Raw genomic sequence first — 15035 nt, forward strand, 5'->3', positions numbered from 1 at the left:
ACGCGGGATCAAGGCCTCGCGCTGACGCCGAGCAGTTCGGCGGCGCGGGCCACCGTCGCATCCTCCGATTCCACCGCCTGCCCATCTGCCAGCACGAGATCCCACAGCATCGCCACGATCCGCTGGCGTGCCGGCTCGTCGAGCGCGCGACGCAGCACACCGGTGAAGCGGACCATGTCGACTGTCTCCTGCTCCAGCCCGGTCGCGGCCTCGATCAGCCGGCGGGTGTCAGGCGGGGTCATGGCGAAGCCGGCGGACAGGATGGTTTCCAGCTTGGTCTCCTCAGCGGGCGTCACCTTGCCATCGACCGTCATGACATGGATGAGCAGGGCCGCGGCGGCCAGCCGGTAATCGCCCTCCTCGAAAGCCGGGGGGCTTTCGCCGGCGAGGTTCTGGATCAGGGCGAAGAAACTGTCGAGCATGGGGGAACTCATCCTTGGGCGCGTCATCATCGCGTTGCAGCACCGCCTCGCGCAAGCAATCCCTTGAGCCGCGCATAAGACCTCCTCGCCAATTGGACGGGGAACGGGTTGGCCCGCGGCCTCCGGCGCGCTAGGAGACGGCACCGCCTATCGCGGCTGAACGGAGAATGATCATGGCAATCGAGCGCAAGCACGTCGGCCCCCGCATGAGCGGCGCCGTCATCCACGGCAACACCGTCTATCTCGCCGGCCAGGTGGCCAAGGAAGCCGCCGGCAAGTCGGTGGGCGAGCAGACCAAGGAAATCCTGTCGATCATCGATGGCCTGCTGGCTGAATGCGGCACGTCGAAGCTGAACCTCGTCTCCACCAACATCTGGCTGTCGGACATGTCGACCTTCGCCGAGATGAACAAGGAATGGGACGCCTGGGTTGCTCCCGGCCACACCCCGGCCCGCGCCACGGTGGAGGCGAAGCTCGCCGCCCCCCAGTTCACCGTCGAGATCATGGTCGTCGCCGCCAAGTAAGCGGCTGACAGGCTTCGGGCGGGCGGCCTCAGGCCGCCCGAACGCCCTCGAGGAACGAGCGGATCTCGGTCTCGAGCTTCACCGCTTCCTCGCCGAGCCGGCCGGACAGCGAGCGCACGTCCTCGGCTGTCTTGCGCGCCGACTGGGCCGTGCCACCGACACGCACCATTGCATCGGCACCGCCATGGGTCTCCTCGGACGCGCGGTTGACCGCCTCCGCGATCGTCGAGACCGCGGCATTCTGCTCTTCCACAGCGGCCGCGACCGACGCCGCGATCTGGCGCATCTCGCCGATCACGGTTCCGACCTTGTCGATGGCATCGACCGCATCGCCCGAGGCTTCCTGGATTGCGCCGATCTGCGAGGCAATCTCCTCGGTCGCCTTGGCCGTCTGGGCGGCAAGCCCCTTCACTTCCGATGCCACGACCGCGAAGCCCTTGCCGGCCTCGCCGGCGCGTGCCGCCTCGATCGTGGCGTTCAGCGCCAGCAGGTTGGTCTGGGCGGCGATCGCCTGGATCAGGTTGACGACCTCGCCGATGCGGGTCGCCGCCTGGGCCAGCGATCCCATGGTCTGGGCCGTGCGCTCGGCGGCTTCCACCGCAGTGCCGGCGACCTCGGTCGATTTCGCGGCCTGCGTGGCGATCTCGGAAATCGAGGCTGACAGCTCCTCTGCCGCGGCGGCAGCCGAAGCCACCGAATGCGAGGCCTGTTCCATGGCCGACGAAGCGGTCAGGGTCTCGGAGGTCACGGCGCCGGAGGAAGTCTCCATGGCGTCTGACGCGCCGTCCAGCTGGCCCGAGGCGCCGCGCAGGGCATGGAGCGACAGGTCGGAGCTTTCCTCGAACGAGCGGATGAGCTGATCAACAGCCGTCGCGCGGCGGTTGCGGGCCTCCACTTCGGCGATCTGTTCGGCAGCGAGCCGCTCACGCTCAATGGCATTGTCGCGGAACACCAGAACGGCCCGGGCCATTTCGCCGAGCTCGTCGGTGGCATCCGTGGCCGGCACGGCAATCGACGTGTCGCCGCTGGCGAGACCGCGCATGGCACCGGTGATGCCGCTGATCTGCCGGGTGATGGACCGTCCGAGCACGAAGCCGACGAGGCCGCAGAGCAGGATGACCGCGCCGATGATGCCGAGCACCATCACCTGGGTCGATTCCTGCGCGGCGAGCCGCTGCTCGTTTGCCCGCGTCTTGCCGTCGTCGGCGGCGGAGACCAGCACGTTGGTGGTCTGGTCGAGACCGGCGAGCAGCGATTCCAGCGCCTTGACCGTCGTCTCGACCGTCTTGGAGCCCTCGACGAAGGCTTCCATGGCAGGCCAGTAGACTTCGCCAGCCTTCATCAGCTCCGTCTTCATTGCGGGCGCAATGACCGAGCGGGACACTTCGTTGATGAACTTGTTGCGCGCCTGCTTGAACAGTTCGAGATCCTGTTCGTTGCCGCGGATCATGAAATCCTTCTCGTGGCGCCGCATCTGCAGCACCTGCTCGAGAATACCGGCACCGTCGTCGAAATTCTGGGCGACCCGGCGCGCCAGAACTTCCAGCTGCTGGACCGATTCGTTCATGCGACCGGTGAGACCCGATGTCTCGTCGAGGCCGAGCGTTTCAATCGTCGACTTGACGAGATCGAAGGCCTGGCCGGCTTCAGCCAGTTGCTTCAAGGAGCGCTCGATATCTCCCGAGAGAGCGGCGGCCTGCGGCTTCCGCTGGGCCTCGCGCAGCGCCATCGTGGCGGCGACCCGCGCCTGGGCGAAGGCACCGGTCGCGCTGGTCGAGTAGCGTTCGGCGAAATCGACGGCGGTGAACCGCAGGTCGCGCACGCTGGCCCTGACCCGGTTCGCATCGGCCGCGAGGTTCGCGTAGCCGTCATAGGAATTGAACGCCGCGGAAGCGGCGCGCTCGCCGTACCAGGAGACACCCGCGGCAGCGAGGACGCCGGCGATCGGGAAGATCGCGAGAAGGGCAATGCGGACGCGAATCGAGAGGGCTGGCAGCAACGACATGGACACTCGATCCCAAAACAGATGTCAGAGGTCCGCAAGATTGCCGCGAAAGAGTTAAGGAAGCCCTAGTTCATTGCTATGCTGATTTGAATTGTACTGCCGGAGCAAAGCGTTAGATTCCGCAACGGAAAGCAGAAATCTGATCACTGGCTTTTCCTCGAGTAGCGACGACAACAGCAGAGGCGGTCGATCCGACCGGCGACCTTTTTCCCCGCCACGGCAGTGCCAGCCATCTGGCAGGCCTTCCCCGCGCGCCCAATGCCACCTAGGGTCGCGGCCCCCTGTCAGGTTGCCTCGATGTCGCGTCTCGTCCAGATCGCCCCGGCCATTTTCGTCTTCCTCTGGTCAACCGGCTGGATTGTCGCCGGCTTCTCCGCACGCCTGGCGGATCCGCTCTGGTTCCTGTTGCTGCGCTTTTCCATGGCGGCGATCATTGTCGCGCTGATCGCTTTCGTGATGAAGGCGCCATGGCCCGCCAGCCGCCGCGATGCCGCCCATGCCATGGTCTCCGGCGTGCTGCTGCACACGATCTATCTCGCCGGCGTCTGGTGGGCGGTCGCCAACGGCGTGCCCGCGGGCGTCTCGGGGATCATGGCGGGACTGCAGCCGGTCCTCACCACCCTGCTCGCGCCGAGCCTTGCCGGCGAATATATCGGAAGGCGGCAGGTGGCGGGCGTGGTGCTCGGCTTTACCGGGGTCATCCTGGTGCTGATGCCGAAGATCGTCGGTGTCGATCCATCGGCCCTGCGGGCCATTGCCCTGCCGCTCGGGGTCAATCTGTTCGGCATGGTCGCCGTCACGCTCGGCACCTTCTACCAGAAGCGCTTCGTCTCCGGCGGCGACCTGCGCACCACCACCGCCTGGCAATATGTCGGCGCGGCGCTCACCACTTTGCCGCTGTTCCTGCTGTTCGGCGAGGCGCGCGCCGAATGGAATCTGACGCTTGTCCTCACCATGGCCTGGTCGGTGCTGGCCCTGTCGGTGGGCGGGATTGGCCTCTTCCTGTTCCTCATCGCGCGCGGCGCCGTATCGCGCACAGCGGCCTTCATCTACCTGGTACCAGCGGCCTCCGCCCTGATGGCCTATCTGATCTTCGGCGAGACGCTGACGCCTGTTCAGCTCATCGGCATGGCCGTCACCGCCACCGGCGTCTGGCTCGCGACGCGCCCGGCCTGAGCCAAAAGCCGCATCGGCCTTTAGCGGCATTGCATCGCAGCAGCACTGCGGTATTTTGCATTGCAGCATGAGAAGATCTCGTCACGGAGACGCCCGATGAGCCCCGCCCTTGCCGTCAAGGACAATGCACCGCCGCTGGCAGACCTCGCCCAGGGCGCCGTGATCGCCGTCGACGCCATTCTCGCCGATGCTACCGCCGCGGTCAGGGCGCTGGTCACCGAGAACGGCCGCATCTCCAACGCGGCCATGGAACGCGAGCAGCGCGCGACCCACGGCCTGTCCTGGCTGGCGACCTACGTGGAAAGCGTCCGCCAGCTCGCCTCCTATGCCGAGCGCCTGGGTGCCACTGGCAAGTTCGGCGAGATCGAGGAGCTGATCGTCCGCATCGGCCTTGGCGAATATTGCAGCCAGATTCTCGGCGGCATCCCGATGAGCCAGGGCGAGACAGTGCGCCCGGTCGATCTCGGCTTGTCGGCGTCCGACATCGCCCGCCGTTTCGCAGACCCGGTCGATGCGCTGATTGCGACCGGCAACACCGCCGCCAATCGCGCAAGGCTGGCCGTCCTCGTCCAGGAACGCGAGACATCCGGCCATTTCGGCGAACCGGCCATCGACGAGACGCTGGAGCAGATCCGCGACGAGATGCGCAAGTTCGCGCTCGCCGAGGTCATTCCCTTCGCCCACGAATGGCACCTGAAGAACGAATACATCCCGATGGATGTCATCGCCAAGCTGTCCGAGCTCGGCGTGTTCGGCCTGACATTGCCGGAAGAATTCGGCGGCATGGGCCTCGGCAAGGAATCCATGTGCGTCGTCTCCGAGGAGCTGTCGCGCGGCTATATCGGCGTCGGCTCGCTCGGCACCCGCTCGGAGATCGCCTGCGAGCTGATCCTCGCTGGCGGTACCGAGGAGCAGAAGGAGAAGTGGCTGCCCAGGATCGCCTCCGGCGAGATCTTGCCGACCGCAGTCTTCACCGAGCCCAATACCGGCTCCGACCTTGCGTCCCTCAAGACCCGCGCGGTCAGGTCCGGAGACGTCTACAAGGTCTCCGGCAACAAGACCTGGATCACCCATCCCGTCCGCGCCGACGTGATGACGCTGCTCGCCCGCACCAATCCGGATGAGCCCGGCTACAAGGGCCTCTCGATGTTCCTCGCGGAAAAGCCGCGCGGCAGTGACGAGAACCCCTTCCCCGCTCCCGGCATGACCGGCGGCGAGATCGAGGTGCTCGGCTATCGCGGCATGAAGGAATACGAGATCGGCTTCGACGGCTTCGAGGTGAAGGCGGAGAACCTGCTCGGCGGCGTCGAGGGCCAGGGCTTCAAGCAGCTGATGCAGACCTTCGAGGCAGCCCGCATCCAGACGGCCGCCCGCGCCGTCGGCGTGGCGCAGGCCGCCATGGACCTGGGCCTTCGCTATGCCCAGGAGCGCATCCAGTTCGGCAAGCCGCTGATCGCCTTCCCGCGTGTTGCCGACAAGATCGCCATGATGGCGGTCGAGGTGATGATCGCGCGCCAACTGACCTATTACGCCGCACGCCAGAAGGACCACGACCGGCGCTGCGATCTGGAAGCCGGCATGGCCAAGCTGCTCGGCGCCCGCGTCGCCTGGGCCGCCGCCGACAACGCTCTGCAGATTCACGGCGGCAACGGTTTCGCGCTGGAATATCCGGTCAGCCGCGTGCTCTGCGACGCGCGCATCCTCAACATCTTCGAGGGCGCGGCCGAAATCCAGGCGCAGGTGATCGCCAGGCGCCTGCTCGACGGCAGCAACTGAGCAAGCGCTGACGCGGCCGGTAATGATGCCGGCCGATCGCCGCAACAATCCAGCAATGCTGGAGATCCAACCTTGCCAAGGGGCGGGCCTGAGGGCACCGGCCCATGGGGGCACATCATGTTGCGCTATGCCGCGGCCGGATCGATTTCGGCCTATCAGAAATGGCTGTCGCCCCGTAAGGGCTATTGCTGCGCCTATGGTGTTGCCACCGGACGCTGGACCTGTTCGTCCTACGCCAAGAAGGTCGTGACGGAGCGTGGGACGCTGGCGCTCGCGAAGGCGCTGCCCCGCCAGTTCGCCCGCTGCCGGAAGGCTCACACCGCCCTGCTGGCCATGGCGGCGGCCGGCATTGCGGGCATCACTACACTCGGGTCGGAAGAGGCAGGCGATGCCGAGGCCGGGGAGAAAAAGCCCGAAACCAAGAAGGCCGAATCCAGCTGGTGGGGGGACGGCGCCTGCGCCGTCCTGGAAATCGCGTCCTGCCTGCCCTGCGACGGCCTGTAAGGCCCTTAGGCCTTCTTGACGAATTCGGTCCTGAGCACGAGGCCCTTCACCTTCTCGTAGCGGCAGTCGATCTCATCCTCGTTGTCGGTGAGCTGGATCGACTTGATCAGCGTGCCCCGCTTCAGCGTGACATTGGCGCCCTTGACCTTGAGGTCCTTGATGAGCGTGACGGAATCGCCGTCCTTCAGCTCGGTGCCGTTGGAATCCTTGACCTTCATGGCGCGTTGTCCTTCTTCGTCCGGTGGTGCCGAACCCTCCGGGGGAGCAGGGCTTGCGAATCGTCATTTCGCTGGCTGGCCGCTCCTATAGCGCTGAATGATCTCGCGGTCTTCCGGACTGGCCTTCTCCGCCCAGGCGGCGATGGCGGGAGCCGCCGCTGCCTGCAACGCCGCGACCAGGTCCGGCGCGATCGGTGACGTGATGGTCATGCCATTTTCGCGCATGGTGGCATAGTTCGCCTCGACGCGGCCGGTCATCGCGGCCCATTGCCGCTCGGAAACCTCGCGGCCGATCTGCTCAAGTGCCGAGCGCGTCTCGGGATCGAGCCTGTTCCAGGCATCGAGGTTGATCGTGCCGAAGGACAGCGGGATCGCGTAATTGATGGCGGCGAAATGCGGCAGGAAGCGCCACAGCTTGCGGCCGGCACCGCCATCGCCCGACGACAGAACCGCATCGATGGAGCCCGCGGTCAGCCGCGGCTCGACATCGGCAAAGGAGATCACCTCGGCCGATGTGGCGATGGAGCGGAACAGCGCCGTGCCGGTCGTGTCATAGGTGCGCACCCGCAGCGCCTTCAGGGCGGCAAGCCCATCGACCGGGCGCACCGTCCAGAGCCCCGAGGCCGGCCAGGGCGAGACGAAGAGGAGCTTCTGGTTGCGCCTGGCGAAGGCCGTCTGATAGCGCGCCTCTGCCAGTTCCAGCAGCCGCCGGGCATCGGCGATGGTGGGGGTCAGGAACGGCAGCGAGGGAATGGCCAGCGCCGGGTCGAGATCACCGATCGCGCCGCCGAACGTATTGGCCATGGCGACCCGCCCCTCGGCGACCGCCGCGACCTGGTCACGCGAGCGCAGGCCCGAGGCGGCGTTCGGAACGGGCCGGACGACCAGCCTGGCTGACAGCCGCGCCGCCACCAGATCGGCAAAGGCCTTGTCGGCCTCGCCCGGCAGCGAGCTGGCGGGGTACTCGTTGACCAGGTCGAAGGTGGCCGGCTGGGCCGCGGCGGCAACAAGGCCACCAAGGATCAGGACAAGGGTGGCGGTGAACCGGCGCAGCATCGACATGCACTCCTCAAGACATTGCCCGAAGAGTGATGCATGCGCCGGGCCAAACTCAATACGCGTTGCCGCGCACGGCCGCCTCTATCAGTCGTTCGCGCCGCGCAGCGCCCGGTCGATGTCGGCGTAAAGGTCATCCACCGCCTCGATGCCGACCGACAGGCGCAGCAGATCGGTCGGGCAGGGCGAGCCCGCGCCCTCGATGGAGGCGCGATGCTCGATCAGGCTCTCGACGCCGCCGAGCGAGGTCGCCCGCTTCCACACGGCCACGCGCGCCGCCGTCGACACCGCCGCCTGTTCGCCGGCCTTCACCCGGATCGACAGCATGCCGGAGAAGCCGCCCTGCATCTGGCGCACGGCCAGCGCATGCTGCGGATGCGTCGTCAGACCGGGATAGAGCACGTCGGCGACCAGCGGATGCGCCTTCAGCTTCTCGGCGAGCGACAGCGCGGCCTTGGCCTGCGCCTCGGCGCGCACATGCAGGGTGCGCATGCCGCGCATCAGCAGGAAGGCCTCGAACGGGCCCAGGATCTGCCCGTGCATAGACCGCACGCGCCGGACCTTCGCCCAGAAATCGTTGGCTTCGCGGGTGACCAGCGCACCGGCCACCACGTCCGAATGGCCGTTGAGATACTTGGTCGCCGCATGCATGACGATATCGGCGCCAAGTGTCAGCGGGCGCGTGAAGACCGGCGTGGCGACGGTCGAATCGACCGCGCAGATCGCGCCGGCGGCATGGGCGATCTCCGAGATCGCGGCGATGTCGGCGAGCGTCCACAAGGGATTGGACGGCGTCTCCAGCCAGATGAGCTTGGTCTTGCCCGGCTGGACCGCGGCCTTCACCGCAGCAAGATCGGCGGTGTCGACGAAACTCGTCGTATAGCCATAGGTCGGCGCATCGTTCATCAGCCAGTTGCGCAATGCCCAATACATGATCGTCGGCGCGATGATATGGGCGCCAGCCGGCAGCGCCATGATGACGGCGGTCGCGGCCGACATGCCGGAGCCGAGCACCATCGCCTCCTTGCCCTCTTCCAGCATGGCCAGCACAGCTTCCGCCTGCTTGACGGTCTGGTTGTCCGGCCGGCCGTAGACGAAGCCGTTGCGATACTGATTGTCGGGATCGCGGATATAGGTCGTCGCCACGTGGATGGGCGTCACCACACCATGGGTTTCCGGTTCCTCCCAGCCGAGCGCCTGGGCGGCGAGCGTGCGGGGCTGGAGGCCCGAAGGCTTGGACTGGGTCATGGTTCTGGTTCCCGAAGGTCTGGGCGGCGCGCGCGGCGCTCCACTCTCACATCTGAGACTACAAATCTCACATCGTGGAATCAAGCCGCAACGAGGAGGATGACAGTTCCGGGGCGGAGCGGCTAATCTTTCCGCCCATGTTCCTCCCCCTCGCCGACGACAATCCCCACCGCCGCATCACGGCTCCCTATGTCACCTACGCGCTGATCGCGGCCAATATCACGGTCTTCCTGACGACCACGGCGCTGGTCCCGGGCGCGACAGCCAATGCCAATGCGCTGGGCCTTGGATTGATCCCCGCTGTCATCACCGGCAAGGCATCGCTGGCGGTCGACCTGGCTCTTGTCTCGCCCTGGCAGACCTGGCTCACCTACATGTTCATGCATGGCGGCTGGATGCATCTCATCGGCAACATGCTGTTTCTCTGGGTCTTCGCCGACAATGTCGAGGACGCCATGGGCCATGTGCGGTTCCTGGCCTTCTACCTGATCTGCGGGTTTGCCGGGGCCGCGGCCCATCTCCTGATGAACACTGCCTCGCAGGCCCCGCTGGTCGGCGCATCCGGCGCCATATCCGGCGTGCTGGCGGCCTATCTCCTGCTGTTTCCCCATGTCCGTGTGTTTGGACTGGCGCTCAACATTGTCCCGGTCTCGATCCCCGTCTGGCTGGCGCTTGGCGCCTGGATCTGCCTCCAGATCGTGCATCTCGTGACCTCGGTCGGCGGCGACACGGCCTGGTGGGCCCATGTCGGCGGCCTGATCGCAGGTGCCGCCCTGGTCGCCCTGTTCAAGGCGCCCGATGTCCGATTGTTCAATCCCCGAAGGACGCTCATTGTCACGACGCCGAGGCTGCCGCTCCGACGCAACCCATTGCGCTGAGCGGCGTTGCAAACCATAACCATTTACCGGTCGCCAAATCTGCAGGACCATGTCCGCTCTTTTTGCACGCCTTTTTGCCACGGTTTCGCCCGAAGCTGGCCAATCCCTGGCCCCAGGGCTGACGCTTCCATGCCGGTCTGGTCTGGATGTCAGCGCGCCGGTTGGAGACGACGGCGCCGATATGCCAGGCGGCTTCGCCCGCCTGACTGGCCTATACTGACCAACTGAACGTCAAGGACCGCTTGTGGACGTCGCACCGCTCGTCTCCGCCTTCCGCTACCGCTACCATGTGCTGGATGCCTATGGGACGCGGCTCGGCGGACTTGCGCGACCTGCAGCCTCCATCGAGGAAGCGTTGCGGAAGGCCGCGGCCGATCTGAAGCTGACGGCCGACCCACCGTCTGAACTGCGCCGGCGTGCCGCCGAGATCAACAGCGAGACCCGGTCAGCACTGCGCGACGCCATCGCCCGTGCCGAGAACGACCTCGCCATCGCGATCACCCGCTACGGCACCGATATCGGCGCACCGGATGTCGGGCCGCATATCGAGATGCGCACCACGCTCGACGGCATCGACCGCTCCTACCGGGCGATGGATCCCGAGCCCCATGATTTCGATGGCTGGTACGACCAGCTCGATGCCCAGATCGGCCATATGGCCTCGCTGGAGACGCTTGAGCGGGAACTTGAGACAACGCGCAATGGCGGCCAGAAGGCGGTCAAGCTGCCGGATGCCTCGCCCGGCCGGCTGAAATGGTTCCTGGTCGCCATGGTTCTGGCGGCACTTGCGGCGCTCGGCATTGCCGTCTTCACAACGATGAACCTGGGCAATGTCGCAGCGACCCTGCCGCAGCCGGGCCCCGAAGCCCCGCGCGTGGTTCGCACGGTGCCGATCATCGTCACGCCGCCGCCGGAAGCCGTCGTCACCCAGCCTTGCCGGACGCTGGAGGTGGAGATTGCGGCCGAGGGCGCGAGCCTGCTCGATGCGCCGCTCGGCGGCCAGCCGATCGTGCGGCTGGAGCCCGGCGAGAAGGTTCAGGTGAAGCAGGTCATCGACATGCCGAGCGGCCGCCTGATCGAAGTCGACGTGCCGGCGCGGACCGCGCATGGCTTCATCGGCGAACGCGAGGCGCGCCTGCCGGTGATGACCTGGAGCTGCAACTAGGTCGTCGAACTAGGCCGCGATCTCGTCCATGGCGCGGGCAAGCTTGATGTCGAGCTCGGTCACGCCGCCCGCATCATGGGTGGAGAGCGTCACCTCAACCTTGCTGTAGACATTGGTCCATTCGGGATGGTGATCCATTCCCTCGGCCACCAGCGCGGCGCGGCTCATGAAGCCCCAGGCTTCCGAGAAATTGCGGAACTTGAAGACCCGCGTGATCGCGTCGCGGCCATCGACCTCGACCCAGCCATGAAGCGAGGCGAGAGCGGCGGAACGCTTGTCGGGTGTCAGCTTGGCAGCCATGGCGTCTGGTCCCTCTTTCGGCCGCGGATCATGCCACAGACCTTGATGAATGAAGAGCGGGCCGGCGCGGGAGCGCCGACCCGCCACGTTCGCGTCGGAGGGGATGACCGAACGTATGACCACGAACCAACAAGTCCGTGGCGCTCGTTGTCGACCGAATGACGCGCCCCGGGGGGCTGGGGGGCTGAAGAGTCCGGAGCGGACACCGGCCAGACGACGAGACAACGAGGGGAAGGGTCGCGCCGCGTCTTGGCCCCACGGGGGCCGAAATGGGGCCGGACCATGGCGTCGATGACGCTCCCGTGAAGGCTGCTTCCTGCTGCCTGCAAGGCTCAGGCAGGCGGCTGGCTCACCGGCAGGATGAGCGGGTCATGCCCCGTCGCCTTGAGGAAGGTCACCAGATCGGCGCGGGCGATGCTCGTGGTCGCCGTGTTCTCGAGCGGATGATAGTTGAGAACCTCGTGTTCCATCATCGCCTGATCGAGCACCACCGTGACCCGGCCACCAGGATCGGCGATGGCGCCGAACGGCGTCACAGATCCGGGCTTCACGCCCCAGACCTCTTCCAGCAATTCGCCGGAGCCGAACGACAGCCGGCCATTGGCACCGATCACCTCATGAAGGCGCTTCAGGTCGATGACCGCCGACCCCAGGGCGACGACCAGGAACAGCCGGCTCTTCTTGTCCTTGAGGAACAGGTTCTTGGTGTGCCCGCCAGGTATCGTGTCCTTGACGTGCTGGCTCTCCGCCACCGTGAACACCGCCACATGCTCGTGGGTGGTGGTGGCGATGCCGAGGCGGTCAAACGTGGCGAACAGGTCGGCGCGGCGGGCTGCGATATCGGTCATGACAGAGGCAATGCGGTTAGCGGGCAAGCGCGGTGCGGATCAGCTTCAGGGCATCGTCGCTCGCCCATTCGGCCGGGCCGGAAATATGGCCGAGTTCGCAGCCATTGCCGTCGATCAGAAGGGTCGTCGGCATGCCGAAGGCCCGCCCGACAGCCTTCAGATCCTGGAACACCTTGCCGGACACATCGGAATAATGCGCCATGTTGCGGATGCCGGTGTCGCGCAGCCAGGTTTCGGCGCGCTCGGGATTGCGCGTGTCGATATTGATGGCCACCACCTCGAACTTCTCGCCGCCGAGCGTTGCCTGCAGCTTGTCGAGCGCCGGCATCTCGTGTCGGCAGGGCGCACACCAGGTCGCCCAGAGGTTCAGGAGGATCGTCCGGCCGCGGAAATCAGCCAGGGTCAGGTCGCGGCCATCCGGCGCCTTGAAGCGCAGATTGGTGGCAAGCGCCGGCGTTTCCGTCACCCGGAAGGCGGCAACTTCGCCATGGGCGAGCGGCGACATGGCGGTCGCCACCGGCTTTGCCGCCGCGCAGGCCGCAACAGCCGGATTGCTTGAGAGGCCTCCCGTCCAGTAGAAGGCCGCAAAGCCCGCGCCAAGGCCGATGAGGCCGGTCACCAGGACGATCGCTTTGGCACGGGACAACACGGCACAACCTTTCGAGGACGAGACCATGACCAGCGGCAGTTCAGACGGCAATGCCATGTGGGGTGGCCGCTACGCCACCGGACCTGCCGCCGTGATGGAAGACATCAACGTCTCCATCGAATTCGACAAGCGTCTGTATAGGCAGGACATCGCCGGCTCGAAAGCCCATGCCCGCATGCTGGCCGCTCAAGGCATCGTGAGCGCCGCTGACGAATCCGCGATCCAGAAGGGTCTGGACCAGGTTCTGGCCGAGATCGAGGGCGGCACGTTCACGTTCAAGCGGAGCCTCGAGGACATCCACATGAATGTGGAGGCGAGGCTTGCCGAGATCATCGGAGCGCCCGCCGGCCGGCTGCACACCGCCCGTTCGCGCAATGATCAGGTCGCAACCGACTTCAAGCTCTGGGTGCGCGACGCCGCCGACGGGCTCGATGCCCAGTTGAAGGACCTACAGAAGGCACTGGCCGAGAAGGCGCTGGCGGAAGCCGCCACCGTCATGCCCGGCTTCACCCATCTCCAGGTCGCCCAGCCCACCACCTTCGGCCATCACCTCATGGCCTATGTCGAGATGATCGGCCGCGATCGCGGCCGGCTCGCCGATGCCCGCAAGCGGCTGAACGAAAGCCCGCTCGGTGCCGCGGCGCTGTGCGGCACGTCCTTCCCGATCGACCGCCACATGACCGCCAAGGCGCTGGGCTTTGACCGCCCGACCGCCAATTCGCTGGATTCGGTCGCCGACCGCGACTTCGTCATGGAAGTGCTCTCGACTGCCACGATCACCGCCGTCCATCTGTCCCGCCTCGCGGAAGAGATCGTGATCTGGTGCTCCTCGCCCTTCTCCTTCGTGAAGCTGTCGGATGCCTTCTCCACCGGCTCGTCCATCATGCCGCAGAAGCGCAATCCCGACGCTGCCGAACTGGTGCGCGCCAAGGTCGGCCGGATCCTCGGCGGTTTCACCGCCATCGTCGTGGTGCTGAAGGGCCTGCCGCTGACCTACCAGAAGGACATGCAGGAAGATAAGGAGCCCGCCATGGACGCGCTGGCCTCCCTGTCGCTGGCGATCGCGGCCGCCGCCGGCATGGTCCGCGACATGACGGCCCAGAGCGCCAACATGAAGAAGGCGGCGGGCCAGGGCTATTCGACCGCCACCGACCTTGCCGACTGGTGCGTGCGCAGCCTCAACATCCCGTTCCGCGACAGCCACCACATTGCGGCGCGCAGCGTGGGCCTCGCATCCGAGAAGGGCGTGCCGCTGCACAAGCTGTCGCTCGCCGATTTCCAGAGCGTCGAGCCGCGGATCACCGAGGGCGTCTATTCGGTCCTGTCGGTGACGAAGTCGGTGGCGAGCCGCCTGAGCTACGGCGGCACGGCGCCGAAGAACGTCCGCGCCCAGGCCAAACGCTGGTTGAAGAAGCTCGGCTGACGCTAATCAGGCCGGCGGCACTTCCGCCGGCAGCTCGTACCAGTCGCCTTTCGACTGGGTCCAGATGTTCTTCATGACATGCAGGCCGGTGGGCGGATCGATCACGCCCATCGACACCATCAGCCGGTCCGACCCGAGATTGTCCTTGAACAGGCGGCTGGCGCAGGTGGTGCAGAAGCCACGGCGCGCCTTGTCGGACGAGGCGTACCAGGCAAGCGTCTCGTCGGCGTCGAACACCACGGCGTCGCGGGGAGCGGCTGCCATGGCGTTGTAATTGCCGTGCATCTGCTGGCAGTCGCGGCAATGGCACAGGATCGCGCCGGCAACCGGTTGGGTGATCCGGAAGCGCACGCCCCCGCAATGGCATCGGCCGGTCATCTCGGTCATGTCTTGCCTCCCTGGGAACAGTGCGGTCATTGTTCCGGTGAACTGACCCAAGGGCAAGAACGGTCCTACGCGTCAGATACTGACACCGGTGTGAGCACCATGGCCGAATTCGCCTTCGCCGACGAACGCCATTCCTGTCCGCTGCAGCTCGGCCTCGCGCTGCTGGGCGGCCGCTGGCGAACCCTCATCCTTCACCATGTCGGCCTTGGTCAGCACCGGTTCGGCGAGCTTGGCCGGGCCATCGACGGCATTTCCGAGCGGATGCTGGCGCGCGAACTGAAGGCGCTGGTGCGCCTCGGCTTCCTCGAGCGCGAGGCCTTTGCCGAGATCCCGCCACGCACCGAATATCGCCTGACCGAGCTCGGCCGCGAGGCGCGCAGCGCGCTTGAACCGCTGCGGCGCTGGGGGCTGCGCTTCAAGGTCGAGGATTAAGCGGAAATATGCCGCAACCGATCG

17 protein-coding genes are annotated in these 15035 nt (G+C 66.3%); 8 read left to right on the top strand and 9 right to left on the bottom strand.

From position 1 onward, the window contains the following. Nucleotides 1-8: 8 nt before the first annotated feature. Nucleotides 9-422, bottom strand: a complete 414-nt coding sequence (locus tag E8L99_RS03190; protein ID WP_168201541.1) for a tellurite resistance TerB family protein — start codon at nucleotides 420-422, stop codon at nucleotides 9-11. A gap of 173 nt (nucleotides 423-595) precedes the next feature. Between E8L99_RS03190 and E8L99_RS03195 the strand changes: the two genes are divergently transcribed. Continuing rightward, nucleotides 596-946, top strand: a complete 351-nt coding sequence (locus tag E8L99_RS03195; protein WP_137098193.1) for a RidA family protein — start codon at nucleotides 596-598, stop codon at nucleotides 944-946. A 28-nt stretch (nucleotides 947-974) separates the two neighbouring features. Here the strand turns inward: E8L99_RS03195 and E8L99_RS03200 are convergent, their stop codons facing one another. After that, nucleotides 975-2951 carry a methyl-accepting chemotaxis protein gene (locus E8L99_RS03200; RefSeq protein WP_137098194.1) on the bottom strand — a complete coding sequence of 659 codons (1977 nt, stop codon included), beginning with the start codon at nucleotides 2949-2951 and terminating at the stop codon, nucleotides 975-977. Between the two features lie 297 nt (nucleotides 2952-3248). Between E8L99_RS03200 and E8L99_RS03205 the strand changes: the two genes are divergently transcribed. From E8L99_RS03205 to yidD, 3 genes are all read left to right on the top strand, one after another. Then, a complete protein-coding gene (locus E8L99_RS03205; protein ID WP_137098195.1) occupies nucleotides 3249-4127 on the top strand; it encodes a DMT family transporter in 879 nt (292 codons plus the stop codon). Nucleotides 4128-4223: 96 nt separating this feature from the next. Then, nucleotides 4224-5903 (top strand): acyl-CoA dehydrogenase family protein, encoded by a 1680-nt coding sequence (locus E8L99_RS03210; RefSeq protein ID WP_137098196.1) that lies wholly within the window; start codon nucleotides 4224-4226, stop codon nucleotides 5901-5903. 117 nt (nucleotides 5904-6020) lie between these two features. Then, nucleotides 6021-6407, top strand: coding sequence for a membrane protein insertion efficiency factor YidD (gene yidD / locus E8L99_RS03215; protein ID WP_137098197.1), 387 nt, complete (start codon nucleotides 6021-6023; stop codon nucleotides 6405-6407). A 5-nt stretch (nucleotides 6408-6412) separates the two neighbouring features. Here the strand turns inward: yidD and E8L99_RS03220 are convergent, their stop codons facing one another. The 3 genes from E8L99_RS03220 to E8L99_RS03230 form a co-directional block, all read right to left on the bottom strand. After that, nucleotides 6413-6625, bottom strand: coding sequence for an alkylphosphonate utilization protein (locus E8L99_RS03220; RefSeq protein ID WP_137098198.1), 213 nt, complete (start codon nucleotides 6623-6625; stop codon nucleotides 6413-6415). A 63-nt stretch (nucleotides 6626-6688) separates the two neighbouring features. Then, a complete protein-coding gene (locus E8L99_RS03225) occupies nucleotides 6689-7681 on the bottom strand; it encodes a TRAP transporter substrate-binding protein (RefSeq protein ID WP_168201542.1) in 993 nt (330 codons plus the stop codon). Between the two features lie 87 nt (nucleotides 7682-7768). Next, entirely contained in the window at nucleotides 7769-8929 is a 1161-nt protein-coding gene (locus E8L99_RS03230; protein ID WP_137098200.1) for a trans-sulfuration enzyme family protein, read from the bottom strand. 137 nt (nucleotides 8930-9066) lie between these two features. Here E8L99_RS03230 and E8L99_RS03235 point away from each other — a divergent pair, with 137 nt between their 5' ends. Continuing rightward, nucleotides 9067-9807, top strand: a complete 741-nt coding sequence (locus E8L99_RS03235) for a rhomboid family intramembrane serine protease (RefSeq protein ID WP_137098201.1) — start codon at nucleotides 9067-9069, stop codon at nucleotides 9805-9807. 244 nt (nucleotides 9808-10051) lie between these two features. After that, on the top strand, nucleotides 10052-10972 hold the full coding sequence (locus E8L99_RS03240) for a hypothetical protein (RefSeq protein WP_137098202.1): 921 nt from the start codon (nucleotides 10052-10054) through the stop codon (nucleotides 10970-10972). A gap of 9 nt (nucleotides 10973-10981) precedes the next feature. On the opposite strand, the gene E8L99_RS03245 is transcribed toward E8L99_RS03240, so the two are convergent. The 3 genes from E8L99_RS03245 to tlpA form a co-directional block, all read right to left on the bottom strand. Then, nucleotides 10982-11272, bottom strand: coding sequence for a 4a-hydroxytetrahydrobiopterin dehydratase (locus E8L99_RS03245; RefSeq protein WP_137098203.1), 291 nt, complete (start codon nucleotides 11270-11272; stop codon nucleotides 10982-10984). A gap of 332 nt (nucleotides 11273-11604) precedes the next feature. Further along, nucleotides 11605-12120: a prolyl-tRNA synthetase associated domain-containing protein gene (locus E8L99_RS03250; protein WP_137098204.1), complete on the bottom strand. Its 516-nt coding sequence runs from the start codon at nucleotides 12118-12120 to the stop codon at nucleotides 11605-11607. A gap of 16 nt (nucleotides 12121-12136) precedes the next feature. Next, nucleotides 12137-12796, bottom strand: coding sequence for a thiol:disulfide interchange protein TlpA (gene tlpA, locus E8L99_RS03255; RefSeq protein WP_137101925.1), 660 nt, complete (start codon nucleotides 12794-12796; stop codon nucleotides 12137-12139). On the opposite strand from tlpA, the gene argH reads away from it, so the two are divergent. Then, nucleotides 12795-14192: an argininosuccinate lyase gene (gene argH, locus E8L99_RS03260; RefSeq protein WP_252511246.1), complete on the top strand. Its 1398-nt coding sequence runs from the start codon at nucleotides 12795-12797 to the stop codon at nucleotides 14190-14192. The genes tlpA and argH overlap by 2 nt on opposite strands. Nucleotides 14193-14198: 6 nt before the next feature. Here the strand turns inward: argH and E8L99_RS03265 are convergent, their stop codons facing one another. Further along, nucleotides 14199-14579 (bottom strand): GFA family protein, encoded by a 381-nt coding sequence (locus tag E8L99_RS03265; protein WP_168201543.1) that lies wholly within the window; start codon nucleotides 14577-14579, stop codon nucleotides 14199-14201. 99 nt (nucleotides 14580-14678) lie between these two features. Here E8L99_RS03265 and E8L99_RS23685 point away from each other — a divergent pair, with 99 nt between their 5' ends. After that, nucleotides 14679-15011 (top strand): winged helix-turn-helix transcriptional regulator, encoded by a 333-nt coding sequence (locus E8L99_RS23685; RefSeq protein WP_168201544.1) that lies wholly within the window; start codon nucleotides 14679-14681, stop codon nucleotides 15009-15011. The last annotated feature ends 24 nt before the right edge of the window (nucleotides 15012-15035 follow it).

This window comes from Phreatobacter aquaticus (assembly GCF_005160265.1).
GTDB classification, from domain to species: Bacteria; Pseudomonadota; Alphaproteobacteria; order Rhizobiales; family Phreatobacteraceae; genus Phreatobacter; species Phreatobacter aquaticus.